Source organism: Mesorhizobium sp. 113-3-3, from assembly GCF_016756495.1.
Lineage (GTDB): Bacteria > Pseudomonadota > Alphaproteobacteria > Rhizobiales > Rhizobiaceae > Mesorhizobium.
In genome coordinates this window covers 5,203,646-5,229,912 of record NZ_AP023243.1, presented here as the reverse complement: position 1 = coordinate 5,229,912, position 26,267 = coordinate 5,203,646, and the positions used below count along the sequence as shown (strand labels likewise).

Here is a 26,267-nt window from a genome sequence, read left to right as displayed (position 1 = left end):
CTCTGCAGGAAGCTTGGCGTACCATAGACGTCAGGGATCCATTCCCGAGGACGGACGCTTCCGATGAAGGTTCTGGTCACCGGCGCCGCCGGCTTCATAGGCTATCATGTCGCCAGGCGGCTCCTGGAGCGTGGCGACGAGGTCGTCGGCATCGACAGCGTCAACGATTACTATGATCCGGCGATCAAGCAGGCGCGGTTGCGGCTGCTTGCCGAGGCCAGCCGAAGCATCAATTCCGGCTATCATTTCATCCACGGCGATCTTGCCGACAGAGGAACCGTGGATGGCTGCTTTGCCGATCATGGTTTCGACCGGGTGATCCACCTCGCAGCCCAGGCCGGGGTGCGCTACAGCCTGGAAAACCCGCGCGCCTATGTCGAAAGCAACATCATCGCTTTCACCAACATATTGGAAGCCTGCCGCGGCGGCGGCATAGCGCACCTGACCTATGCCAGCACCTCGAGCGTTTACGGCGCCAACACCGACATGCCGTTTTCCGAGCATCGCCCGGCGGATCATCCGCTGCAGTTCTATGCCGCGACCAAGCGCGCCAACGAACTGATGGCGCACAGCTACAGCCATCTGTTCGGGCTGCCGACCACCGGGCTGCGCTTCTTCACCGTGTACGGCCCCTGGGGGCGTCCCGACATGGCGCTGTTCCTGTTCACCAGGAGCATCCTGGCTGGCGAACCGATCAAGCTGTTCAACAACGGCAACCACACGCGCGACTTCACCTATGTCGATGACATCGCCGAAGGTGTGATCCGGACCAGCGATAGCCCTGCCGCCGGTAATCCCGCCTGGGATTCCGGCCATCCGGATCCGGCAACCAGCAGCGCGCCCTGGCGCATCTTCAACATCGGCAACAACAATCCGGTGAAGCTGACCGCCTATGTCGAGGCGCTGGAAAGCGCGCTTGGCCGCAAGGCCATCATCGAGCTCTTGCCGCTGCAGGCCGGCGACGTGCCGGACACTTTCGCCGACACCTCAGCTCTGCAAGATGCCGTCGGCTATCGCCCCGGCACATCCGTGTCGGAAGGGGTGGGGCGGTTCGTCGAGTGGTACCAGGCGTATTTTAGTAACGACTCCAGGATATAAGCGGGCGCTGGCAGCAGCTTTTTCCAGGTGTAGTATGGCTACCCGTTGCTGCGGAGGGGATTTGAGCATGCCGGGGAGATCTTCTTGAAAGGAATCATCCTTGCCGGAGGCAGTGGAACGCGCCTTTATCCGCTGACGTTGGCGGTCTCCAAACAGATTCTTCCGGTATACGACAAGCCGATGATCTATTATCCGCTGAGCGTGCTGATGCTCGCGGATATCAGGGAAATCCTGGTCATTTCGACACCGCGCGATCTGCCCGTCTTCCGTGAATTGCTCGGCGACGGATCGGAGTTTGGGCTGGATATCTCCTATGCGGAGCAGCCGCACCCCAATGGGCTTGCTGAAGCCTTCATCATCGGCCGCGACTTCATCGGCAAGGACAGCGTGTCGATGATCCTGGGCGACAACATCTATTTCGGCGACGGGCTGTCGCAGCTTTGCCGCATCGCCGCCGCGCGCGACACCGGCGCATCGGTGTTCGCCTATCGTGTCGACGATCCGGAACGCTACGGCGTGGTGTCCTTCGACAAGGCCACCGGAACCGCGCTGACGATCGAGGAAAAGCCGCAAAAGCCAAAATCCAATTGGGCCGTCACCGGGCTGTATTTCTACGACAACAGTGTCGTCGACATCGCCTCGGCCATCCGGCCTTCGGCCCGCGGCGAACTCGAGATCACGGCGGTCAACAATGCCTATCTAGATCGCGGCCTGCTGCAGGTGCACCGATTGGGGCGCGGCTATGCCTGGCTCGACACAGGGACCCATGACAGCCTCAACGACGCGTCTTCCTTTGTGCGCACGATCGAACATCGGCAAGGCATCAAGGTCGCTTGCCCCGAGGAGATCGCCTTCGAGCAGGGCTGGCTGACGGCGGAACAAGTGCTGCAACGCGCGACCCGGTTGGGCAAAAACGAATATGCCGCCTATCTGCGGCGGCGCGTCGCCGATCTGTCAGAGGGCTGAGCGTTGGAGATCAGGTCCCTCGGTCTGGAAGGCGTGCTCGAAATCGTGCCCAAGCGACATGGCGATGCACGCGGCTTCTTCGTGGAAACCTACAATGCCGAGCGGTTTTCGCAGGCAGGCATCGACCTGGTTTTCGTGCAGGACAACCACTCCTATTCCGCCGCGGCAGGCGTCTTGCGAGGGCTTCACTATCAACTCGCGCCGCGAGCCCAGGACAAGCTGCTGCGCGTCATTCGCGGCAGCGTCCTCGACGTCGCTGTTGATATCCGCCGAGGATCGAAAACCTTCGGGAGGTGGGTCGCTCACGAGATTTCGGCCGAAAAGGGCAATCAGATTCTGGTGCCAAAGGGGTTCGCGCATGGCTTTGTGACGCTCGTGCCCGACACCGAGGTCCTCTATAAGGTCACCGATACCTATTCGCCCGAGCACGATCGGTCTGTCCGCTTCGATGATCCCGACATCGGCATCGAATGGCCTTCAGTGACTGGCGGGTTCCAGCTTTCGGACAAGGACCTCAAGGCGCCGATGCTGGCCGAAGCGGACGTGTTTGCCTGATGGGCATGAGGATAGCGGCATGAATTTTCTGGTGACAGGCGGGGCTGGTTTCATCGGTTCGGCGGTGTGCCGGCATTTGTGCGCCAATCCGGCCTATCGGGTGACCAATCTCGACAAGCTTACCTATGCCGGCAATCTGGCTTCGCTGCGGCAAATCGAGAATGCGCATAATTATCGTTTCGCCCATGCCGATATCTGCGACGAGAGGGCGGTGCTTGATCTCCTGCGCCGCGACGATATCGACATCGTCATGAACCTTGCCGCCGAGAGCCATGTCGACCGTTCGATCGACGGGCCCGGCGCCTTCATCGAGACCAACATCGTCGGCACCTACCGGATCCTCAATGCGGCGCTCGAATACTGGCGCGGCCTTGCCGACGACAGGAAAAGCCGGTTCCGTTTCCACCATGTCTCCACCGACGAGGTGTTCGGCGATCTGCCTTTCGACGGCGGCATGTTCGTCGAGGAGACGCCTTACGCGCCATCCTCGCCCTATTCCGCCTCCAAGGCAGCCTCGGATCATCTGGTCCGCGCCTGGCACGAGACCTATGGCCTGCCGGTCGTGCTCTCCAACTGTTCGAACAATTACGGCCCCTATCATTTCCCCGAAAAACTGATCCCGCTCGTCATCCTCAACGCGCTCGACGAAAAGCCGCTGCCGGTCTACGGCGCCGGCGCCAATGTGCGCGATTGGCTGTTCGTCGAGGATCACGCGCGGGCGCTGGAACTGGTCGCCACCAAGGGCACGCCGGGCGAAAGCTACAATGTCGGCGGCAATTCGGAACGGACGAACCTTGCCGTCGTCGAGACGATCTGCGACCTGCTCGACGCCAGGCGTCCCCGGGCCGGCGGCAAGCGCTATCGCGAGCTGATCTCCTTCGTAACCGACCGCCCCGGCCACGATCGCCGTTACGCCATCGATGCCTCCAAGATCGGCCGCGAGCTCGGCTGGGCGCCGAGCGAGAACTTCGACAGCGGCCTGACCAGAACCGTGGACTGGTTCCTCGACAACAAATGGTGGTGGGGGCCGATCCGCGAACAGCGCTACGCCGGTGAACGGCTGGGCGAAGCGCGCAAGGCCGGCGCGTGAGGCTCCTCGTCACCGGACGCGACGGCCAGGTCGCGGCAAGTCTTTTGGAGGCCGGCCAGGCGCATGCTGGCGTGGAGGTGGTCGCCATTGGCCGTCCGGATCTCGACCTCGCAAGACCCGAAGCCGTCATCGACGCCATTGCGGCCGGCAAGCCGGATATTGTCGTGTCGGCCGCCGCATACACCGCCGTGGACCAGGCCGAGGACGAGCCCGACATCGCTTTTGCCGTTAACGCAACCGGCGCCGGCAAGGTGGCTGAAGCGGCGGCGCGGCTCGGTGTTCCAATCATTCATCTTTCGACCGATTACGTCTTCGACGGCAGCGGGTCTCGCGCCTATGTCGAGACCGACACGACGGCCCCCCTTGGCGTTTATGGAGCCTCTAAGCTCGCTGGCGAACTGGCGGTGGCTGCCGCCGGCCCGCGCCACCTGATCCTGCGCACCGCCTGGGTTTACAGCCCGTTCGGCAGGAATTTCGTCAAAACCATGCTGCGGCTGGCTGCCGACCGCAACGAGATTTCAGTGGTGGCCGATCAATGGGGAAATCCCACCTGCGCGCTCGATATCGCCGATGCCGTCCTGCATGCGGCGACGATGCTGCATCGCGAGAGGAGCTTTGCTGCCTTCGGCACCTATCATCTGGCCGGCACAGGCGAGACGAACTGGAGCGGCTTTGCCCGTCATATCCTCGACACCAGCCGGGCGGCTGGCGGTCCGTGGGCGCAGGTGCGGGATATCGCGACCAAGGACTATCCGACCAAGGCACGCCGCCCCGCCAATTCGCGGCTGTCGAGCGCGAAATTCGCGTCCGTATTCGGATGGAGCGCGCCGGAATGGCGACAATCCACCGAGAGGGTCGTGCGCCGCATCGTGGATGGTCAGCAGGTCGCTTGAGATTCCAGCCGTTATTCGGTTTGCCTGAAACACCGTAGGCTTGGTCCGCAGGGTTGTCATCGTCGAGGTTGCCTGAATTCCACGGCGTTGTTGAAATTGGGTGCGGTCCGGCGTCCGAGATTGACAAGCCATTGCGCGAAACCTAAGCACGGGCAACTTGGGTGTCAGGTGGGGGCTTGGCAATTCACGGAGAGCTTCTTGAAAGGGATCATCCTTGCTCGAGGCAATGAGAACGCGCTGTACCCAATAATATTAGCGGGCTCTAAGCAAAAACTGCCCTTATACAGAGATCAGGTCGCCGGCCTTGATCTATAGTGGCGCGCTGTCCGACCTCGCTCGCCAACTTTCATGCTGTCGCGGGCTGCGACAGGTGAGGGGCCTTGCCGCAGTCTGTGCCAGGGCCGGATTCCCGGAAAAAGGTGGCAATCCGTGACTTTGAAGTTCGGCACCAGCGGGTTGCGCGGTCTCGTCAGTGAGCTCAGAGGGCCACCGGCGCGCACGTATACGATCGCGTTCGCACGCATGCTTGTGGGGCGTGGTGTGTTGAACGAGGGCGACAAGATTCTCGTAGGGCGTGACCTTCGCTCATCCAGCCCCGACATTGCAGGGATTGTCCATGCCGCGATCGCCGAAGCCGGTCTGGTGGCGGTCGATTGCGGAGCCTTGCCGACACCGGCACTGGCGCTTTATGCCGGGGCTAAGAATGCCCCGGCGATCATGGTGACCGGCAGTCACATCCCCGACGACAGGAACGGGCTCAAATTCTACCGGGCGGACGGCGAGATCGACAAGCGCGATGAGCTTGAAATTGTGGCAATCCACGCAGGCTTGCAGAGAGCCGACCGGTCGCAGCCATCCGTTGAGCCGGTACAGCCGGGCTCGGATCCGTCCGCAGGTTACCGGGATCATTTTCTTGGCTTCTTTCAGCCGGGTAGCCTGAATGGTGTGCGCGTCGGCGTCTATCAGCATTCGTCCGTGGCAAGGGATGTCCTTGTCGATATCCTTCGGGCGCTGGGAGCTGAGGCGGTGCCCTTGGGCAGGTCCTCGCATTTCATTCCGGTGGATACCGAAGCGCTCAGGCAGGAAGATCTTGTGCTTCTCAAGGACTGGGCGGCGGCTGAGCCGTTCGACGCCATCGTGTCCGCCGATGGCGATGGCGACCGGCCACTTGTGGCGGATGCGCATGGCAGTTTTGTGCGCGGCGACCTGATCGGCGCGATCACGGCGCGTTTTCTCGATGCCGACTGCATCGTGACGCCAGTCAGTTCCAATTCCGCCCTGGAGCGCTGCGGGCATTTCGCAACCGTGATGCGCACACGCATAGGCTCGCCCTATGTGATCGAAGGCATCGGCACGGCCCTTGCTCAAGGGGCAAAATGCGTCGTGGGCTTCGAAGCCAATGGCGGCGTTCTTCTGGGTTCGTCCGTCGAGAAGGATGGCCGCACGCTCACAGCCTTGCTGACCCGGGATTCGCTGTTGCCAATTCTGTGTGCGCTGTCGACGATTGCTGCGACAGGTCGCCCGCTCGCCGAGATCGCCGCTGGTTTCGGGTTCCTCGCCGCGGATAGCGGCCGGCTTGAAGGCGTGTCGGCGGAAGACAGCGCGTCTTTCCTCAAGAAATTGTCGACGGATACCGCCTATGCCGGCGCTCTTTTCGAGATTCTCGGGGGCGTCGCCGATATTGACAATCGCGACGGCGTGCGTATCACCGCCGGCAACGGAGAGGTCGTTCACTTCCGTGCGTCAGGCAACGCGCCAGAATTGCGGTGCTATATCGAGGCTAAGACAGAATCCCGTGCACACGAATTGCTCGGTTGGGGTCTTGACCTCAGCCGAACTCAAATCCTGGAAAGCTGAAGTTTGACCAATATCGTTCCTGTCATCATAAGTGGCGGTGTCGGTTCCCGCCTCTGGCCTATTTCGCGTGCGTTGCACCCCAAGCCCTTTATTCCCTTGCCGGGAGGGGGAACCCTTATTCGCCGGACCTACGCCCGCGCAGCCGGTCTTGCCGGCGTTGAGCAGATTGTGACGGTCACCAACCGCGATCTGCTGTTCCTGACGGCTGACGAATATGCGGAGGTGGCGGCGCCAGGGGTAAAGAACACGTTCCTGCTGGAACCTTTCGGTCGTGACACGGCGGCCGCGATCGCGCTTGCAGCGTTGCAGGTCGCGCGCGACAATCCAGACGCGGTTCTGGTTGTGCTGCCCGCGGATCACCTGATCCTGGACGAAGTCAGCTTTGGCGCGGCCGTGGCAAAGGCGGCCGCGATCGCGTCCACGGGACGGATCGTGACATTTGGCATGAAGGCCGAGAGCCCTGAAACCGGATTTGGCTATATCGAGGCCGAGGGGGACACGGTCCTTCGGTTCGTGGAAAAGCCGAATGCGGAACGAGCGGCTCAATTCATCGCCAGCGGCCGTTTTTTCTGGAATTCGGGCATGTTCTGTTTTGCTGCCCGCTCCATGATCGCCGCGATGCAGGAACTGTGTCCGGACGTGTTGTCCAATGCGCGCACGGCGCTGGAGAAAGCCAGGACAAGCGATGCCGCGGACCGCGTCACCGTCGAGATTGACAAGGATGGTTTCGCGGCCGTTCCTGCCGTGTCCATCGACTATGCTGTCATGGAGAAAGCAAGGAATGTGGGTTTCGTTCCCTGCAGCTTCGATTGGTCCGACATCGGCTCATGGAACGTTCTTTCGAAGCTTGTTCCAGCCGACGACAGCGGCAACCGCACGACCGGCGAAACGATGCTCCATGATGTGACGAACTGTTACGTGCACAGCGAAGACCGGCTTGTGGGTCTCGTTGGCGTTTCGGATCTGTTGATCGTCGACACGCCGGATGCGCTTCTTATCGCCCACAAGGACAAGGCGCAGGAAGTCAAGGACCTCTACAATCGCCTCAAGCTGGAGGGTCACGAGGCGGCGACCGTGCATCGCACCGTGCATCGCCCGTGGGGTACCTACACCGTCCTGGAGGAGGGGCCGCGTTTCAAGATCAAGCGGATTGAGGTTAAGCCGAACGCGCGCCTTAGCCTTCAGGCGCATCATCACCGCTCCGAGCACTGGGTCGTGGTGAGCGGGACCGCGAAGGTCGTCAATGGCCAGAGTGAGATCCTGCTGGCGACCAACCAGTCCACCTATATCCCTTGCGGCCACAAGCACCGCCTCGAAAATCCCGGCATTCTTCCGCTGGTCATGATCGAAGTGCAAAGCGGGGAATATCTTGGCGAAGACGATATTGTGCGGTTCGATGATGTTTATGGCCGCGCCTAACCTGAGGACGACCCATCAGGCACGTCTGCACATTGGGTACGTTTAGCGTTTTCGGGCAGACGGTTTGCATTCCTGAATTGGCGATCAAGAAAGTAGAGACAGGTTCATCATGAATTCCAAAGTAGCGTTTATCACTGGCGTGACCGGTCAGGATGGGGCCTATCTCTCGAAGTTCCTGCTTGAGAAGGGGTACGAGGTCCACGGCCTTTTGCGGCGCAGTGCCTCGGCCGATGTGGTCGGTTCGCGGCTGAAATGGCTTGGAATCGCGGACAAGATCGTACTCCACGATGGCAATCTGACGGATCTCTCCGGCCTCATCCGGGTGCTTCAGGACGTTCGTCCGGCCGAAGTCTACAATCTTGCCGCGCAATCTTTCGTCAAATCGTCCTGGCAACAGCCGCTTTTGACCGGCAACGTGACGGGCATTGGCGCGGCCAACGTGCTGGAAGCGGTGCGGATAGTGTGTCCCGAAACCCGTTTCTACCAGGCATCCTCTTCGGAGATGTTCGGGCTGATCCAGGAACCGATCCAGTCGGAAAAGACCCCTTTCTATCCGCGCTCTCCCTATGCCGCGGCCAAGCTCTATGCACATTGGATGACGGTCAATTACCGCGAGAGCTTTGGGCTCCACGCGTCGAGCGGCATTCTCTTCAATCATGAATCGCCCCTGCGCGGCATCGAATTCGTCACCCGCAAGATTACCGACGCCGTCGCGCGCATTAAGCTTGGGTTGCAGGAAAAGGTGGCGCTCGGCAATCTGGACGCCAAGCGCGACTGGGGCCACGCGCGTGACTATGTGGAAGCCATGTGGCTGATGGTGCAGCAGGACACGGCAAGCGACTATGTGGTCGCGACGGGCAAGACCGTCTCCGTTCGGGAGTTTTGCAAACTGGCCTTCGATCATGCCGGTATCAATATGGAGGACCACATTTCCATCGACGAACGCTTCCTGCGACCCGCGGAAGTCGAAGTTCTGCATGGCAACCCGACCAAGGCCAAAGAGAAATTGGGCTGGGAGGCAAAGACCAGCCTCAAGGAACTCGTGATTGAGATGGTCGAAGCCGATCTTGAGCGTGTAAGACGTGACCGACACCTTTGAGGCGCGGTTAGCGAGGTCGGCATGCGGGTTTTGATCACGGGAGCGCGGGGCTTTGTCGGTCCCTATGTCCATGAAGCGTTGCGCCGCATCTGCGGTCGCGACACAACGGTTGTTGCGACCTCCAAGGATGGAGGGCCGCATCCCGTATTCGGTCAGGTCGAAGCGCTCGACGTGACGGACAGGGCGGCTGTTCGTGAGGCTATCGCTCGTCACAAGCCGACGCACCTTGTCCATCTGGCGGCCGTCGCCGCCCTTGGCGCCGCCCAGGCCGATCCCGAGAACACCTGGCGCATCCACGTCCAGGGCGCGCTCAACGTGGCCCACGCCATTCTCGACGAGGCGCCGGACTGTTGGTTGATCTATGTCGGATCGGGTCTGGTTTATGGCGAGACCGCGAAAGCCGGCCGGCCGGTTGACGAAAATGCACTGCTTGCGCCGATGGATGACTATGCGGTGACCAAGGCCGCGGCCGACCTCGCCTTGGGTGCGCTTTCCCGTCACGGCCTTAAATGCATTCGAATGCGCCCCTTCAACCACACGGGGCCAGGGCAAACCGAGGCATTTGCCGTTCCTGCCTTCGCCATGCAGATCGCGCGGATTGAAGCAGGCCTGGCTCCGCCGGTCATCCGCGTCGGCAATCTTGACGCGGAGCGGGATTTCCTGGACGCGCGGGATGTCGCCAGTGCCTATGCGCGCGTCGCCCTGAACAGCGATGGTCTCGCACCGAACACCATCTTCAATGTCGCATCTGGCATTTCATGGCGGATGGGAGATATTTTGGAGCAGCTCCTGGCGCGAAGCAGTGTCAAGATCGTCACCGAACAAGATCCGCTGCGGCTGCGGCCGAGTGATTTGCCGTGCATTGTGGGGGATGCAGCTCGCGCCCGAATGCGTCTTGGCTGGATGCCCGAGCATCCGTTCGAGGAGGCCCTTGCCGCGGTTCTGAAGGATTGCCGCGCACGAGTAGCCCAAGCGTAGAGAACTGCAATCAATGCCCTTTCACCAACAAATTGAGAGTCAGAATTCATGAACGAGGTAAGGTATCACGCCATCGAGACCTGCCGTGTCGGCAAGGACAAGGATCTCGTCTCCGTGCTCAATCTCGGTGAGCAGGCACTCACCGGAGTGTTTCCCAAATCGGCGTCCGAACCAGTGACCAGAGGGCCGCTCGAACTGGTCTGGTCTGCCTCCAGCGGACTTCTGCAGCTGAGGCATTCCTATGAGCCGAGCGAAATGTACGGCGACAATTACGGCTATCGCTCGGGCCTCAACCAGTCGATGGTCGATCATCTGACGCACAAGGTTCGCTTCCTGGAGAGGCTCGCCTCGCCACGTGGCGGTGACGTCGTTCTCGACATCGGGAGCAACGACTGCACGACCCTCAAGGCCTATTCGACCGCGGGGTTGACGCGCATAGGCATCGATCCGACGGGCCGCAAGTTCGCGCAGTATTATCCGGACGATGTAAAGCTGGTGCCCGACTTTTTCTCGGCCGAAGCCTATCGGAGCATCTCGCAAAAGCGGGCCAAGATCGTGACATCCATTGCGATGTTCTATGATCTTGAAGATCCGATCGCCTTTGCGCGCCAGGTGGCCGAGGTCCTTGCCGAGGACGGCATCTGGCATTTCGAACAAAGCTACATGCCGTCCATGCTTCGACTCAACTCCTATGACACGATTTGCCATGAGCATATCGAGTATTATTCCCTCGGAGTTGTGGCCAAGATATTGGAGGCGGCTGGTCTGAAGGTCGTCAACGTCGTCATGAACAACATCAACGGCGGCAGCTTCGCGGTCACGGCTACCCACAAGGGCAACACGAGTCTCAAAGCCGATCAACCGGTCATCGATTGGTTGCTGCAACAGGAAGACCGCATGGGACTGTCCACGCCGCGGCCTTTTCGCGACTTCGAGGAGCGCGTGTTCCGGCACAAGGACGACCTGTCGCGTCTTATCAGGACACTCGTAGCCGACGGCAAGAAGGTGCTGGGCTACGGCGCGTCGACCAAGGGCAATGTCGTCCTGCAATTCTGCAACTTCACGCAAGCCGAGATCCCGGCCATCGCCGAAGTCAATCCGGAAAAGTTCGGCCGCATGACCCCCGGGACGCACATACCGATCATATCTGAAACCGAAGCGCGAGCGATGAAGCCGGACTATTTCCTGGTCCTGCCGTGGCATTTCAAGGACGGTATCTTGCGTCGTGAACGCGAATATCTCGCCGACGGCGGCAGGTTTATTTTCCCGTTCCCCGAGATAGAGATCATATAGGGAAGGGGCCAGCGCGGTAGTTTGTCATGTTTCGATGAGGAGTATTTTGAACGACTGACCTAGCCCGAACGCTCCAAATGGATTGCACAAATGCTGATCTTCATCGCTGGGATGCCTCGTAGCGGTTCCACCTATTCCTTCAATGTAGTCAAGCAAGCTCTGTCCCGGCGAGGCGATGTTGCCTCGGTGACTTCTGACAGGCGTGCACAGTTCACATCTGGCGAGACCAATCACGCCATCTATAAGGCGCATGACGCAGATGATGAACTGCTCTCTTTGCTCCAGAATGGCTCCATAAAATCGATCTGCACCATCAGAAAGCCCGAAATCGCGGTTCTCTCCTGGCTAAACACATTCGGTGGAGAACCCACGCAAGTCATCGACACGGTGATGCTGCCATGGATGCGCCTCTATGAACGCATTGCCGCGCATTCACTCGTCATCAGTCTAGACGAAATTGAGGGCCGAAGACTTCGCTCAACCTGGAAAATTGGCCGCTATGCCTGTCCCGACTACAGTCCGGTCGAATGGATGAAGGATTGTCGCAATTTCAGCAAACGCCGCGTCTCGGACCTGTTGAAAGAGGTCGAGGACAAGAAACGCAAGGTGGTAGAGGGTGGGTGGACTTACTACGACGAGGAGACTTTTTTTCATCGTCGGCATATTTCAGATCGCAGCAAGTTCGATACGAGACCGGAGGTTTTGGCGTATATCCGAAATAGATTGGCGCCATGGCTAGACGGCAACGGCAATCTCATACGCCCCGGACAACACTCTTAGGCAACTGTTGCGTCAAACGTACTTTGCTCTACCGAATTGACTTCGACATTCATGAACTTGAAGCGCACACGGCAATCATGTATCGAAGCCGTCGCACACCGCCGGGCCTGGGCAGAACACGCGATCGGGACATCTCGACATATGCTGCCGACCAAGACAGGCGTCCTCGAAGAGGCCTTCGCCGACATAAGTTCTTCGCTGAAGAAACACCACCTTGCCACGACGTTCAGTTGGCAGGATGTGGCCCAGCGCTATCGGCGCTCGCGGGTCGGCGCGTTCTGGCTGACCATCAACATGGGCGTCCTGATCGGTGCGCTCGGGCTCGTCTTCGGCACGCTCTTTCGCACGCCGATGCAGGAATATCTGCCCTATATCTGCGTCAGCCTGATCTTCTGGGGGTTCATTGCGTCGTCGATCAACGAGGGATGTACGGCCTTTGTCGGAGCCGAGGGCATCATCCTGCAGGTGCGCATGCCGCTGTTCACCCATGTGTTGCGCGTGCTCTACCGCAACGCCATCATTTTCGGCCACAACATTCTCATCTACCCGTTGGTCCTGCTGGCTGTCGGGCGCATGCCGACTTGGCAGGTTTTCCTGGCGCTGCCCGGCTTTGTCATTTTGTCGCTCAATCTGCTCTGGATCATGCTGATCGTGGCGGTGCTGTGCGCGCGCTACCGCGACATGACGCAGGTGATGCAGAACCTCCTGCAGGTCGTCATGTACCTGACCCCGGTCATGTGGATGACGCGAACGCTGCCCGAGGGCATTTCAAGGTTGTTGCTGGAGCTCAATCCCTTCTACCACCTCCTCAGTGTCGTGCGCGACCCGCTGCTGGGCGAGTTCGCGTCGGCGACGAGCTGGATGACGTGCATCGTGTTTGCGATCGTTGGCTGGGCGGCCGCCCTGTTGCTGTTTGGCCGTTATCGTCATCGCATCCCCTATTGGCTATGATCCCTGCTATGGCTTCCATCATACCGACCGGCGTCTCGGTCGAATTTCCGGTCTTCAACGCAGCAAGCCGGTCCCTCAAGAACAGGGTGCTGAGTGTGGCCACGGGCGGCGCGATCGACCGTCGGGTCGATGGCCATGTCATCGTGCGCGGACTGGAGGATGTGAGCTTTTCGGTGAACGAGGGGGACCGCATCGGCCTCGTCGGCCACAACGGCTCCGGCAAGACGACACTGCTGCGCGTGCTGTCGGGCATCTACAGGCCGACGAGCGGCTCGGCGGTGATCCAGGGCGAATGCGTATCGCTGATCAACATCTCCCTGGGCATCGACCCGGAAGCAACGGGGCGCGAGAACATCAGGCTGCGGGCGGCGATGATGGGCATGCGGCCGAATGAATTGCGCGAGCAATTCGATGAGATCGCCGAGTTCACCGGACTGGGCGATTTTCTTGATATGCCGTTCCGGACCTATTCGTCGGGCATGCAGCTTCGCCTGGCGTTCTCGACGTCGACGGCGATCCGGCCGGAGATCCTGGTGATGGACGAATGGCTTTCGACCGGCGACGAGGACTTCAAGCACAAGGCCGACCGGCGGCTGCGCGAGATCGTGGAGACGACCAAGATCCTCGTCCTTGCCAGCCATTCGCGCGATCTGTTGCGAAAGAATTGCAACCGCATCCTGTGGATGGAACACGGCCGTGTGCGCATGGACGGCCCTACAGATGAGGTCCTGCCTGCCTATTTCGGTTGATAGTTTTTCGAATGCAGGTAGAACGATCCCGGCTAGGATCGACAATAACAATCAATATTCATGCGGTCGCTGGAACTCGTACGATTCGAATGAGATGTACGGAGAAATAACGGAGATTCAGGCAGTGCCCGCACGGAATGCGCCCATCTCGAGCCCGCAGCGGGAAACCTGCGCCAATCGGCACCCAGGCTTGCGATAATGCATCCGATGGCCTCGAGGCGCACGCATGGCTAGCAGCGACCAAAGCTGGTGGCGCGGCAAAAAGGCGGCGCTGGTCGTTGCCCATCCCGGTCATGAATTGCGGGTCCACCATTGGATGGAGACCAGCAGGCCTCTGGTCATGGTGCTGACGGACGGTTCAGGCCATCTCGACGCCGGCCGGCTCGATCGCACGGCCGAAGTGCTGGCCGGCGCCGGTGCGCGTCCGGCGGCATCGTTCTTCGGCAGGATGGCGGATCGGGATCTCTACCGGGCCATCCTGGACGGTGACGTGGAGATGTTCAGAGCACTCGTTGACGAAATGGCCGCGGTTCTCGCCGGCGAGGCGATCGAGTATGTCGCCGCCGACGCGGTCGAGGGCTTCAATCCGGGACATGACGTTTGTCGGCTGCTCGTCAATGCTGCGTTGGCGCGGCTGCACGACCGGGATGGTCGCGATCTGCCCAATCTCGAATTTCCGCTCGAGTCGGCCGCACTGAGTCGCCAAACCGCGACCCGAGAGGGGATAGAACTTCATCTCGACGCCAAAGCATTCGACCGCAAGCTCAGGGCTGTCGACAAGTATCCGGAATTGACCGAGGAAGCCGACCGTCTGCGCGCGGCGCATGGTCTTACGAGCTTCAGTGTGGAGCGCCTCACCCCGGTCGACTACGGCATGGACATTTCAGAATGTTCCGAGCAGCCGCCGGCCTATGAGCATTGGGGAACGGAACGCGTGAAAAGCGGCTACTACAAGACGGTGCTTCGCTTCAGGGACCATGTCGAGCCGTTGGCCAGGCACCTGGCGACTTGAGTCCCGGTCGAGCATTCCTGACCAGAGATCAGAACCTCATTCGCCAAGTTCGATCAGGCACAGCCCCAATCCAAGCCGCCTTTGGTCGTCCGACAGGCCCACCTGCCGTGGGCTTGCCGGATTCTCGATCCTCAGGCCAACAGTGAGACGCCGTGCCCGCGCAGTTTCGGGCGGCAACGTCACTTGCCAGTCCTGCTGAAGGAAAAGCGGCGCACCAGAATCGATCGGTCCAAACACCCGCCGTTCAATCCATATTCCGTTGATGAAAAGCTCGGCGACGAGTTTCGGGTGCTTCTCATGGAGGAAAGGCACCAAACCCAGTCTTAGCGAGGTCGGCGCGGCCGCGGCGGATTTTTTGATCTCGACCATCGCAAGGTCGCCGTCTGTCCAGGCTCCCCAGTGCTCAAGCGCGGAGAACCCTGTCAGGCGCACAAATCTTTCGGGATCGTCGACCTGGGCCAAGGACAAAACCTTGCTCACCTCGACTGGTTCCAGCCCGGCTGGCTCGAGTTCGACCCGCTCCACTTCCGCCCGCATACGAGCCAACTGCGCCAACAGATCCTCGCGCTCAGTCATCCACGGCCATATCGGCCCGGGCTTCGGCAGCCAGACCTGCATGTGACGCGCCAGCGAAAGGTTCAATTCGTCCTTATCGACAGGTGTGGCGCGGTGTTGGCTGATTGCGTCGCCATAGAGTGAGAGGCAAGCGTCCAGCCATTTTGACATGCTGGCCTCTTGGCGGGTTCTCCTTGAGATTTCCGCCGCGTCGAAGGCATCGTAGCGGTCGATCTCGGCTGCAATTGCCTCGTGCGACAGGCGCTCCTGCAGCACCCGCAGCCCGAAGTTGCGCCGCCGCCATCCATCCCAGGTGTCGGAACGAGCCATTCCGGCAAGGCCGCGGCCGTCACAAACGATGACCGCGCGTCCGCATGCCATGGCTTCAAGGGCGCTTAGCGCCGACGCGAAGACGAGGTCGTATTGCGGCAGCAGGGTTTCGGGTTCGCTCACAATGCCGCCGATGGACGCTCCGATCACATCCAGTTCGATGCCGCGCTCCGCGCAGGCGGCGCGCACTGCGTGCAAATGCTGCGTGTTCTTGGCGAAGGCCAGCGCTCGGCGCGGATGCTCCGGCAACGGCGGCCCGGGCAGGAAACGATCGGTGTCGACAGCGTTGAGCAGTGTAACGATGCGGTCGGCCGGAATGCCGGCCTCGAACTGCAGCCGCTCGGCAACCGTGTCGTCGACGGCAACATATTTGCGGATGCTGGCGAGCAGCGGTGGAGCGCTGTGCCAGGCGACGAAATCATGTGCGAAATAGAGTGCCGCGGCATTCGGGAAGCGCGCGGCGGCGATCGCGGTAACCTGGGTGTGGTTGCCGTGGATGATGTCAATGTCCGCGGCGATGGTCGAGATGTCGTCGGTGACAGGTATGCCACGGGCCCGGATCTCTTCCGCGATCGGTCCCAGGCCGGGCGCATAGACGATCGGTCTGTGCCCGGCGCGCATGAGGGCGAAGGCGACCTCCCGGGTGACGATCTCGGTTCCCGAACGGCCCGTCAGATAAATGTTGGCGATCAGGACCGTCAGCGGCTGTTCGAAGGTCATGGTTAGGCAGGCTCCTTAGGAGGAACTGTCCAGGGCGGTTCACGGCACATGCGCCAACTCTATAACTTGTCGACGATATGACAGGAAATTGCTGCCCGGCTATGGCGCGTTTCAGATCGCGAAACCGCGCATGAATTGAGGTGAGAAATCTGGCCAGATTGATCCGGCCAGGAACTGTACTGGAGGTATACGGGGTCACTGCCGTACATCTCAGTTTCCCATTAATGTCAAATGGCTTCAGCTGAGCTAGAAAGGGAGGCTGCGGGATCAATGGGGCTTTTTTCGATTCGAATGAAATGTACGGAAAAACCATGGGCGCTTACGCAACGCCCCCACCGGCAGCGACCGCTATGATCAGCTACGCCCAAAATTGTGAAGACGTTTTGCTCGAGCGCGTTTTCAAGGATGCCGCGACCGGTTTCTATATCGACATCGGTGCCTATCATCCAACCATCGGATCCGTCACCAAAACCTTCTACGATCGAGGGTGGTCCGGCATAAACGTTGAACCGGGAGCGGTTTTCGACGAGTTGGTGCGGGAACGACCGCGCGACACAAATGTCAGGGCCGTGGTCACAGACCAGGAGGGGCAGGTTGATTTCGTCGAGAATCAATCCGATCCTGGCATGTCAAAGGTGGCCGACGGGCCTGGTATGGCCGACGGCGAAGGGCAGATAGTTCGAGTTCGGGCTGTGACGCTGGACAGTCTCGTCGCCCGGCATGCCTCCGGACGAGAAATCAACTTTCTCAAGATCGATGCGGAAGGGTCGGAAGCTGCAATCATTCGAGCGACAGACTGGAGCTCCATTCGCCCGCTGGTGCTGGTGATAGAAGCAACGGCGCCGTGGTCGAACGAGCTCGTCAATCAGAATTGGGAGCCTACCTTGCTCGCGAGCGGGTTCTTGCGTGCGTACTTCGATGGTATCAACGTCTTTTATGTGAGGGCAGAGAGCAAAGAGCTGCTTCGCCACTTCCAGGTGCCAGTAAACGTTCTCGATGGCCATGTGACATTCGGACAATGGCATTCAAGCGTAACCGTGGAGCAGCTGAAGACTGAACGCAGTGAGATCATTGCGCAACGAGATCGATTTTCCGCAGCATCCGAAGCTCAACGCCAAAAGAACGCGGAAATTGAAAGCCGATTGGCTGAGCTCACGGCGGCGATCGGTCGGGCGGAGGCTGAAAGCCAGCGTCTGACAGGCCACGCGGCGGCTCTGTCCAAACGCCTTGCGCGGGAACAAAAGCAGGCGGAGGCCGAACGCAAGCGCCTGACAGCCCAGGCGGATGCCCTGTCTGCGCAACTGGAACAACAACAGCGGCAAGCCGAGGCTGAAAGCCAGCGCCTGACAGACCAGGCGGCAGCCCAGTACAAGCAACTGGAGCAAGAACGCGAGCGGGCGGAGGAGGAGGGCAGGCGTCTAACTGCCCATGTTGATGCCCTGTCCGAACAACTGGAGCAGGAACGTCGTTCACTTGCTTCCGCAGCCTCTCTTGCCGCACGTTACGATCGCCTCGTCCTTGAGCTTTACGATGAGAATGGGCGTGGCAACACGACTAACATCACTCCTATGGAGAGTTCCATGGTTTCGCCGGCTAGCTTTGAGCCACCCTCCAGCCCTGCTCCAGGTCGCCTACGGTCAACCGTGAAGAAGAGCGCTCTCGGTGTCTACAAGCTTCTTTTCAGGCCTTTCGCGCGTCCGGTCATGTGGCGGATCCGAACATTTCTGTTGCAACCCGTCCACGAGAAGCTCGATCGCTCATATGAGGGCCTTCATCACGCGCGCTCGAATGAGATTGAGGTGCTGCGTCACGAGCAGGCTCAGCTTGCGATGAGCTTGGAAAATCATGCGCGCTCGGATGACATCCAGGCATTGCGTCAGGAGCAGGCGCAGCTTGCGATGAGCTTGGAAAATCATGCGCGCTCGGATGACATCCAGGCATTGCGTCAGGAGCAGGCGCAGCTCGTGAGGAGCTTGGAAGCGCTGGCGCTGACCATCGCGTCGAACCCGCCGAGGGAGCGCTAACCTGCGTCGTGCAGCCACGATGCGAGCGTCTGCACAAACTCGTCCCAAGTCGGTATCCGCAGTCTCGTCACCTCATCCCAAAGCCTTTCCGCGAACGGATCATCAAGCAGTTTACGCACTGCATCGGCTATCGCCGTGGAGCTTATCTCGTCGAGGATGACACGGCCGCCTGGCGGCAGAACATCGAGACTTGGCAGGTTCGCCGATGCAATGACTGGGATGCCACTTGCCAGGCTTTCATAGGGCGGAATGCCAAAACCCTCCAGTGAACTGACGAACAGGGTTGCCCTGGTCTTTTGCAGACTTTGCCTGATCGCATCATCGCTTGCGTGACCCAGATATCTGAACCGTGGTTCGGCCTTGAGACGCTCCAGGATCGCTGGCTCGCGTGTCGAGCGGCTTTCTATCCGACCAATGACGGTCAATTCGACGTCGATATCTTGCTGCCAAAGCAGCTCAAACGCCTCAAGAATATCGGCGACGTTTTTTCTTGGCTCGATTGTCCCGACATATGTGAACATTCGCTTTTGGGCATCAAATGCCTGCCTGGGCACCGCAACACCGTCGCCCCCAAGTGGAATCGCCGGACCTGCGTGGCCAACCTTTCGTATGACGCGATGTACGTACTCGCGACGGGTCTGTTCACTGATAAAGGCAGCGCGCGGCACGTCGCGAAGCGCACGCACATAGTGCATCAGTCGCCCTGTCGTGCGCGGCTCCCAATCCTGCGGATGAAGAAACGGCAGGAAATCGTACACCAGCCAACTGACCGAGGCGGCGCCCTCATGGCACAGGGCCCGATACGCTTCGGCTCGTTGCAGATCGAAAAACACCTCGGGATTGTGCAGGCCGGCTTTGAGATCGGTCGATGAAATCGGGGTGCCCTTCAGGAGGTAAGGCAGAAGTCGTTCTCTTTCTTCATCGACAGAGTGCTTGCCGTCGCCGGTGAGTGTTTCCGCCACTTCGTCCGGGAGCGCGCAGAAAACCAATTTCTCCGGGTCGAACCGACACGGGACGAGTGGCCGTGGGCCGTTCCAACGGCGCAAGATCGCGCGCTCCACCCGCTGGATCCCCGTGCGCAACGGATGGCTCGTCAACTCGGTCAGATCGACAAAGATTGGGGCTCGCGGCAATGCTCTTCTCTTCCGGTCTTTGGCGATTGGCGACGGTCTCAGAATCCAAGTCCCCCGCACAGCTGCCGCGCGTAGCTTTTGAAACTATGAACTTCGCAGTATTCTCGCCGCGCCTCGTCAAATTGAGATCGATTGGCGTCTTGCTGGCTGATCTTGGCCAGCGCTTCCGCGATGAGAACCGGGCTCGGATGATCGGGCACGGTAGCGAGATATGTCGGCCCCTCCATTGCCAGCGCCAAATCCTCGTTTGCAACGGTGGGCAGCCCAACGGCGATACAGTCGAGCAGCGCGCCGGACAAGCCTCCGAAGAAGTGGGTTCTCAACTGAACCGCGGCGTCGGCTGCGAGCAGATAATCTCGGTATTGCGCCTCATCGACGAAGCTCGACGAGAACACCACATGATCTGTCAGCCCAAGGCTGGAGACCAAATTCCTGAACGGGCTTTCATCCGACGCAAATCCGCCAATAAAATACAGTTTCGCGGGAATGCTCCAGCTTCGCAGGAGGTCAACAGCCCAAATGCATTCCTCGGCCGCCTTGTTGGAATGGACATAGCCAAGCGATACGATTGCAAATTCTTTTTTGGCGATGCCGGCCCTCAGCCTGGCCGCCGATTTTAGTCTTTGATTGGTCGGATCGGTCTCCCACTGCCGATAGATTGAAAAGGGCAGATAGATCGCCATTTTGGAAAAGCGGTCCTGAACGATTTTAGCCGTCACGCGCGAATGGACGAACATGGGCGAAGCCCATTCGGCGATTTCGCCGAGAAATGTTGCTCGCAGCCTCGATTCGTCTTGCAGCCAGGAACCGATCTCCTCGTCGCTCACAGGTCGCCCAAGCTCACCCTCCGCAACCGCCCGGGTGCGCGACGAACCCAGGAGGCTTGCGTAGAAGCCGAGCAGGCGATTGTCGTGCTCGATACAAGCTCCGCCATACCGTTCAAGCATCTGAAACACCTCCAGATGAAAATTCGAGTTTCCCATCACCCCGACCACTCGATCAAAGCCCGAAGACAAGCAGGGAAGGGTGGTGATCCGCTGCGCCGATGCTGCTCCCTCAGGTGTGGTCACAGGCGCGTGTTTTGAGAAGACATGGACATCAGCCAATTTGCCGAGTTCGCGGATCGTTGCGGCCGAATAATCAGCGACTCCGGACCGGTCGGGCGGTATCGGGCTGAGGAATGCGATTTGTGGTCGCGCGCCTCTGAGGATGCCTGCGCGCTTGGGCTGACGAAGCGTAACCAAGTCACCCACCGTCGACCAGAATTGAGCCGCGATTTTGTCAGCCCGAAATCGTTGCCACCGTGTCGACTGATCCTGGATGACTTCGGTGCGTTCCGTTTGATCGACGATAAGCGCCTCGAGCTTCTTTCTGAGTTCCTGCGCGCTGTCTGGAGAAAACATCAAATCGTCGCGCCCGATCAGTTCCTTGTGAGCGGGGATGGAAGACGCGATTACCGGCGAGCCCGCCGCCATCGCCTCAACGACCGGAATCGAGAACCCCTCCATATGCGTTGCAACGACCGTGCAAAGCGCGCCCCGGTAGATCGATACGAGTTCATCCTCGTCGACAAAACCCGGGAAAACAAGAAGCTCGGGCCTGCCGCCATTTCCGGTGTGCAGATCGCGCAAGATTGCCTGCCAAACCGGCGGGTAGTTCCCAGTGACCACGAGCCGAATGCCGGCCTCTTGCATCACGCTGCTTCCGGCATGGGCGAGAATAGGGCACTCGACGTTCTTTCGAGGCTCGGCCCCGCCGCAGGCAAGGACATAGCGCCCGAAAAATGCCTCCTGCCGCCTGGAAGTGCCGGCGCGCTCGAAAGCGCTATCTATCGGCGCCCCGGTCTTCGTAATGCGCAACGGGTTCACGCCAAGAAGGCGCCGAAGCTCATCGGATGTATGCTGCGAGATGGGAAAGAAATGGTCGTAGCGAGAAAGCCAAATGAGTTGGGTGTGATAGTCGAGGCGGTTGGAAGCCGTCGGCAGGTATCGTTCCGGCTTCATGAGCGGGATGAAGTCGTAGACAATCGCGAGCTTGAGAATATCCGGGTCGTTCACGATGCGACCCAGGAAGAACGGATCGTGGGTCATAGGGGACAGTTCGAAAAACACTGTCGAACTTCCCTTGACGTCCAGATAGGCGTTGCTACGAACCCGATCGACGAGATGACGGAAACGATCCTCGAGCGGTGGCAGGGCGGGATCAACCAGCCCGAGAGTCGATACTCCGATTCTTCCCCGAAGGAGGCCAACGGCTCTGACCAGATTGGCCGACAGCTTGCCGACACCGCGATCCCTGTAAGAAGGATCTTGCAGGCATCTCAGATCGAATACAATTTCGCAGTTGTCCATGCCGCAACCCAGCGCAATCGTAGTCCATTTCCTACTCGCTGCAAACGGAGAATGACAAGCGAAAAGGACCTGGGATATCACGTCCATGGGAAGAGCCCGTCCAGGAGTCGATTCGATGGTTAGTCTTTATTAATATAAATGTCGAGGTGAATCGTGGCCGTTGCTTGGGTCGCCTGACGTGGAAGGCGTGGTGACTTGAGGTTTATTGGATGCTGCCGAGGAGTGTTAGATATTGCCGACGAGATCCTGGTAGAGATTCATATAAGAGGTCGCCATTTTCTCGGACGTGAACAGGCTCTCGTATCGCTCAGCTGCGTTTTGGCCGAAGCGTTGAGCCATGTCCGTGTCCGTCCATATTCGTGCCATGGCTGCGGCGAAGGCTTGCGCATTGGCGGGCGGGACGACCAATCCCGTCACCTTGTCCAGGTTGATGAAGCTCGTGCCGGTGCCGATCTCGCAGGAGATCATGGGTTTGCGGAACATGGCAGCTTCGACGAGAGACAATCCAAAAGCCTCGGAGCGCAGATGGGACGGGAAGACGACCCCGCTGCACAGGGTCAGAAGTGCTGTCTTGTCCTCTTCGTCCAGTGCGCCGACAAAATGCACGTTCGACAGCCGGTCAGCTTGCTCGTGCAGGGCCTGCTCCATCGGACCTGAGCCGACAATAACGACCGGATAGCCGCTCAGGCGTGCCGCCTCGATCAGCACATGCAGACCCTTGTAGTAACGCAGCACGCCGGTGAACAGGAAGAATTTGCCGGGAAACCGCGCACGCCATTGTTGCAGCCGTGCTTCGGAGGGGACCGGATAAGTCTTCACATCCAGGCCGTTCGGAATGACGATTGTCTTGGCACGCTGTCCTCGCAGGACCGTGCTCGTTTCCAGATAGTTGGGGGACGCGACGACAATGCGATCAACGCTGTCGAGGAAGAGGTGCATCAGCGGACGATAAATCTGCAGCAATGTGCTCTGCTTGACTATGTCAGACTGATAGGTGACCACGGTTGGCTTTCGCACCCGCATGCCGAAATGAACCAGGTCCATGAAGGGCCAGGGAAAATGATAGTGAATCACATCGACTTGCGACGCCAGTTCGCCGAAGCGCTTGAAGGCCCCGAGCGAAAAACCCGTCGAAGCGATTTCCAGATCGAGGTGTGCCTTGTAGGCCCAATGCCCATCGAAGAAGACGCTGTTCTCCTCCGGCTTGCGGCTGAGCGAGAGCACCGTTGGCTCGACACCCAGTTTCGATGTTCCACATGCGATTGCATGGATTGCTCGTTCCATGCCGCCGAACGTGTCGGGCCAGTAAGTCTTGAAAAAGTGAAGGACGCGCATGTCAGCGGCTTTTCCGCTTGGCAATGGCCTTGTCGAAAACCTCGACCAAGCGCCTTGCGCTGAGGTGCCAGTCGAAACGCGCGGCATTGGCCCTGGCGATCGCGGCTTGTCGCGCAAGATCCCGATCGTCGGCAAGCAGTTGGTGCAGTCTTGCGGCGAGGTCGCTGACGGACAGCGGATCGACCAGCATGGCGCCTTCGCCGGCAACTTCGGGCATTGAAGAGACGTTGGAGGTCAGAACCGGTACCCCAAAACCATTTGCCTCCAGAATGGGCAAGCCGAACCCTTCATAGAGCGACGGCATGGTAAGGGCCCGGGCTCCAGCATAAAGCGATGCCAGATCGGTGTCATCCAGATATCCGGTAAGCCGCACCTGGTCGGAAATGCCGAGATCCGCCAGGCGAGACCGGAGATCGCCGAGGTGCCAACCCTGCCCACCGGCGATAACCAGCAGATGCCCGGAACGGACCACTGGGTCAAGGCCGGCCCAGGCCTGCAAAAGGCGAACCAGATTCTTGCGGGGCTCAAGGGTCCCCACAAACAGCAGATAGGGCCGGTCAATTCCAAAACGCGCGCGCGCGGCCGCGATGTCGCCTGGCAAGAGGCGGGTGTGGCCGGGATAGATCGTTGTCACTGGAGCTTCCAGGCCGGGGTATCTCTTCCTGAGCGCGCCTTCCGTTGAATTCGAGTCCACGACAATAGCGTCAGCCCGGCGCACCGCGGCTCCCACAAAGGCGCGCTCCGCCGCCCATGTCTGCCAACGCATGGTTTCAGGCGCATGGGCCCAAACCAGATCGTGAATCGTGACCACCCGCGGCATCGGCGCTGGCAGACGGAAGGGAAGCCGGTGTGCCGGTCCCCAAAAGACATCGACCGCGTCGTTGACCGCGGCGAGCGGCAGCGCCGTTTGCGACCAGATCATGCGAGCGGCAGCGCCTGGGAAAGCCGCGACACGCATATCGGCCCCAACGAGTTCGCCAAGCCCCTTGGCCGGCGGTTCGGGGAGATAGAGAATCGGTCGATGCTCGGCTGCGACGAGCGCCCGCGTCATCTCGACGACATATCTTCCGATACCCGTGAGGCCAGGCACAAGGTTGCGTGCGTCGATTCCGATTTTCATTTACGATCTGGGTACAATGAACTGCGTGCGGTGCAGATAGCGGGCACTTCAGTGGTGATATCAGGTTTCCGCATTGATCCCGACATTTCATGCCTGGCGCGAGACTTCCTTCCGCATAGCAGAGTTGAACTCCATTGCAACATGGCTGCGACACGCGCGGATCTTGTACGCCAGGTGTAATGCGAGCCATGGTGACGAGGACCCCAACGCATCTGGCTGGAGGGCCCACGTCGTGATTTCGTCGCGAATTGCGCATTGCCCAATCGGTTTGACTTCGACATTCATGAACTTGAAGCGCACACGGCAATCATGTATCGAAGCCGTCGCACACCGCCGGGCCTGGGCAGAACACGCGATCGGGACATCTCGACATATGCTGCCGACCAAGACAGGCGTCCTCGAAGAGGCCTTCGCCGACATAAGTTCTTCGCTGAAGAAACACCACCTTGCCACGACGTTCAGTTGGCAGGATGTGGCCCAGCGCTATCGGCGCTCGCGGGTCGGCGCGTTCTGGCTGACCATCAACATGGGCGTCCTGATCGGTGCGCTCGGGCTCGTCTTCGGCACGCTCTTTCGCACGCCGATGCAGGAATATCTGCCCTATATCTGCGTCAGCCTGATCTTCTGGGGGTTCATTGCGTCGTCGATCAACGAGGGATGTACGGCCTTTGTCGGAGCCGAGGGCATCATCCTGCAGGTGCGCATGCCGCTGTTCACCCATGTGTTGCGCGTGCTCTACCGCAACGCCATCATTTTCGGCCACAACATTCTCATCTACCCGTTGGTCCTGCTGGCTGTCGGGCGCATGCCGACTTGGCAGGTTTTCCTGGCGCTGCCCGGCTTTGTCATTTTGTCGCTCAATCTGCTCTGGATCATGCTGATCGTGGCGGTGCTGTGCGCGCGCTACCGCGACATGACGCAGGTGATGCAGAACCTCCTGCAGGTCGTCATGTACCTGACCCCGGTCATGTGGATGACGCGAACGCTGCCCGAGGGCATTTCAAGGTTGTTGCTGGAGCTCAATCCCTTCTACCACCTCCTCAGTGTCGTGCGCGACCCGCTGCTGGGCGAGTTCGCGTCGGCGACGAGCTGGATGACGTGCATCGTGTTTGCGATCGTTGGCTGGGCGGCCGCCCTGTTGCTGTTTGGCCGTTATCGTCATCGCATCCCCTATTGGCTATGATCCCTGCTATGGCTTCCATCATACCGACCGGCGTCTCGGTCGAATTTCCGGTCTTCAACGCAGCAAGCCGGTCCCTCAAGAACAGGGTGCTGAGTGTGGCCACGGGCGGCGCGATCGACCGTCGGGTCGATGGCCATGTCATCGTGCGCGGACTGGAGGATGTGAGCTTTTCGGTGAACGAGGGGGACCGCATCGGCCTCGTCGGCCACAACGGCTCCGGCAAGACGACACTGCTGCGCGTGCTGTCGGGCATCTACAGGCCGACGAGCGGCTCGGCGGTGATCCAGGGCGAATGCGTATCGCTGATCAACATCTCCCTGGGCATCGACCCGGAAGCAACGGGGCGCGAGAACATCAGGCTGCGGGCGGCGATGATGGGCATGCGGCCGAATGAATTGCGCGAGCAATTCGATGAGATCGCCGAGTTCACCGGACTGGGCGATTTTCTTGATATGCCGTTCCGGACCTATTCGTCGGGCATGCAGCTTCGCCTGGCGTTCTCGACGTCGACGGCGATCCGGCCGGAGATCCTGGTGATGGACGAATGGCTTTCGACCGGCGACGAGGACTTCAAGCACAAGGCCGACCGGCGGCTGCGCGAGATCGTGGAGACGACCAAGATCCTCGTCCTTGCCAGCCATTCGTGCGATCTGCTGCGAAAGAATTGCAACCGCATCCTGTGGATGGAACACGGCCGTGTGCGCATGGACGGCCCTACAGATGAGGTCCTGCCTGCCTATTTCGGTTGAGTGTTTGAACCAAGAATAAATGCAACG

General features: G+C 59.9%; 22 protein-coding genes. 17 read left to right on the top strand and 5 right to left on the bottom strand.

Going from position 1 to position 26,267, the window contains the following annotated elements; genetic code table 11:
* Positions 1-63 precede the first annotated feature (63 nt).
* The 14 genes from JG746_RS25680 to JG746_RS25615 all read left to right on the top strand — a co-directional run bounded on the left by JG746_RS25680 (position 64) and on the right by JG746_RS25615 (position 14,740).
* A complete protein-coding gene (locus tag JG746_RS25680) occupies positions 64-1,098 on the top strand; it encodes an NAD-dependent epimerase (RefSeq protein ID WP_202355265.1) in 1,035 nt (344 codons plus the stop codon).
* 84 nt (positions 1,099-1,182) lie between these two features.
* Entirely contained in the window at positions 1,183-2,064 is an 882-nt protein-coding gene (gene rfbA, locus JG746_RS25675) for a glucose-1-phosphate thymidylyltransferase RfbA (RefSeq protein WP_202355264.1), read from the top strand.
* Positions 2,065-2,067: 3 nt separating this feature from the next.
* A complete protein-coding gene (rfbC, locus tag JG746_RS25670; protein WP_202355263.1) occupies positions 2,068-2,619 on the top strand; it encodes a dTDP-4-dehydrorhamnose 3,5-epimerase in 552 nt (183 codons plus the stop codon).
* A gap of 19 nt (positions 2,620-2,638) precedes the next feature.
* Complete coding sequence (gene rfbB, locus JG746_RS25665; protein ID WP_202355262.1) at positions 2,639-3,709, top strand: dTDP-glucose 4,6-dehydratase; 1,071 nt, start codon at positions 2,639-2,641, stop codon at positions 3,707-3,709.
* On the top strand, positions 3,706-4,602 hold the full coding sequence (gene rfbD, locus JG746_RS25660) for a dTDP-4-dehydrorhamnose reductase (RefSeq protein ID WP_202355261.1): 897 nt from the start codon (positions 3,706-3,708) through the stop codon (positions 4,600-4,602). Before rfbB ends, rfbD begins: the two co-directional genes overlap by 4 nt.
* A gap of 429 nt (positions 4,603-5,031) precedes the next feature.
* Positions 5,032-6,459 (top strand): phosphomannomutase, encoded by a 1,428-nt coding sequence (locus JG746_RS25655; protein ID WP_244730445.1) that lies wholly within the window; start codon positions 5,032-5,034, stop codon positions 6,457-6,459.
* A gap of 3 nt (positions 6,460-6,462) precedes the next feature.
* The gene (locus JG746_RS25650; protein ID WP_202355259.1) at positions 6,463-7,878 is read left to right on the top strand and encodes a mannose-1-phosphate guanylyltransferase/mannose-6-phosphate isomerase; all 1,416 of its coding nucleotides are present in this window, start codon (positions 6,463-6,465) and stop codon (positions 7,876-7,878) included.
* Between the two features lie 109 nt (positions 7,879-7,987).
* Positions 7,988-8,977 carry a GDP-mannose 4,6-dehydratase gene (gene gmd, locus JG746_RS25645; RefSeq protein ID WP_202355258.1) on the top strand — a complete coding sequence of 330 codons (990 nt, stop codon included), beginning with the start codon at positions 7,988-7,990 and terminating at the stop codon, positions 8,975-8,977.
* Between the two features lie 21 nt (positions 8,978-8,998).
* Entirely contained in the window at positions 8,999-9,955 is a 957-nt protein-coding gene (locus JG746_RS25640) for an NAD-dependent epimerase/dehydratase family protein (protein ID WP_202355257.1), read from the top strand.
* Positions 9,956-10,003: 48 nt separating this feature from the next.
* Positions 10,004-11,248: a class I SAM-dependent methyltransferase gene (locus JG746_RS25635; RefSeq protein ID WP_202355256.1), complete on the top strand. Its 1,245-nt coding sequence runs from the start codon at positions 10,004-10,006 to the stop codon at positions 11,246-11,248.
* A 90-nt stretch (positions 11,249-11,338) separates the two neighbouring features.
* Positions 11,339-12,028 (top strand): hypothetical protein, encoded by a 690-nt coding sequence (locus tag JG746_RS25630; RefSeq protein ID WP_202355255.1) that lies wholly within the window; start codon positions 11,339-11,341, stop codon positions 12,026-12,028.
* A gap of 141 nt (positions 12,029-12,169) precedes the next feature.
* Complete coding sequence (locus JG746_RS25625; protein WP_202355246.1) at positions 12,170-12,979, top strand: ABC transporter permease; 810 nt, start codon at positions 12,170-12,172, stop codon at positions 12,977-12,979.
* A gap of 8 nt (positions 12,980-12,987) precedes the next feature.
* The gene (locus JG746_RS25620) at positions 12,988-13,728 is read left to right on the top strand and encodes an ABC transporter ATP-binding protein (protein WP_202355254.1); all 741 of its coding nucleotides are present in this window, start codon (positions 12,988-12,990) and stop codon (positions 13,726-13,728) included.
* Between the two features lie 226 nt (positions 13,729-13,954).
* Complete coding sequence (locus tag JG746_RS25615; protein ID WP_202355253.1) at positions 13,955-14,740, top strand: hypothetical protein; 786 nt, start codon at positions 13,955-13,957, stop codon at positions 14,738-14,740.
* Positions 14,741-14,776: 36 nt separating this feature from the next.
* Here the strand turns inward: JG746_RS25615 and JG746_RS25610 are convergent, their stop codons facing one another.
* Positions 14,777-16,345, bottom strand: coding sequence for a glycosyltransferase (locus tag JG746_RS25610; RefSeq protein WP_202355252.1), 1,569 nt, complete (start codon positions 16,343-16,345; stop codon positions 14,777-14,779).
* A gap of 350 nt (positions 16,346-16,695) precedes the next feature.
* On the opposite strand from JG746_RS25610, the gene JG746_RS25605 reads away from it, so the two are divergent.
* Positions 16,696-18,369, top strand: coding sequence for an FkbM family methyltransferase (locus JG746_RS25605; RefSeq protein WP_202355251.1), 1,674 nt, complete (start codon positions 16,696-16,698; stop codon positions 18,367-18,369).
* On the opposite strand, the gene JG746_RS25600 is transcribed toward JG746_RS25605, so the two are convergent.
* From JG746_RS25600 to JG746_RS25585, 4 genes are all read right to left on the bottom strand, one after another.
* On the bottom strand, positions 18,366-19,430 hold the full coding sequence (locus tag JG746_RS25600) for a glycosyltransferase (RefSeq protein WP_202355250.1): 1,065 nt from the start codon (positions 19,428-19,430) through the stop codon (positions 18,366-18,368). The two genes, JG746_RS25605 and JG746_RS25600, sit on opposite strands and share 4 nt — an antisense overlap.
* Before the next feature lie 110 nt (positions 19,431-19,540).
* Positions 19,541-21,853 carry a glycosyltransferase gene (locus JG746_RS25595; protein ID WP_202355249.1) on the bottom strand — a complete coding sequence of 771 codons (2,313 nt, stop codon included), beginning with the start codon at positions 21,851-21,853 and terminating at the stop codon, positions 19,541-19,543.
* 225 nt (positions 21,854-22,078) lie between these two features.
* A complete protein-coding gene (locus JG746_RS25590; protein ID WP_202355248.1) occupies positions 22,079-23,188 on the bottom strand; it encodes a glycosyltransferase in 1,110 nt (369 codons plus the stop codon).
* Position 23,189: 1 nt separating this feature from the next.
* A complete protein-coding gene (locus JG746_RS25585) occupies positions 23,190-24,308 on the bottom strand; it encodes a glycosyltransferase family 4 protein (RefSeq protein WP_202355247.1) in 1,119 nt (372 codons plus the stop codon).
* Between the two features lie 373 nt (positions 24,309-24,681).
* On the opposite strand from JG746_RS25585, the gene JG746_RS25580 reads away from it, so the two are divergent.
* Together JG746_RS25580 and JG746_RS25575 are read left to right on the top strand one after the other, a co-directional pair.
* Positions 24,682-25,491: an ABC transporter permease gene (locus JG746_RS25580; RefSeq protein ID WP_202355246.1), complete on the top strand. Its 810-nt coding sequence runs from the start codon at positions 24,682-24,684 to the stop codon at positions 25,489-25,491.
* Positions 25,492-25,499: 8 nt separating this feature from the next.
* Complete coding sequence (locus tag JG746_RS25575; RefSeq protein WP_202355245.1) at positions 25,500-26,240, top strand: ABC transporter ATP-binding protein; 741 nt, start codon at positions 25,500-25,502, stop codon at positions 26,238-26,240.
* The last annotated feature ends 27 nt before the right edge of the window (positions 26,241-26,267 follow it).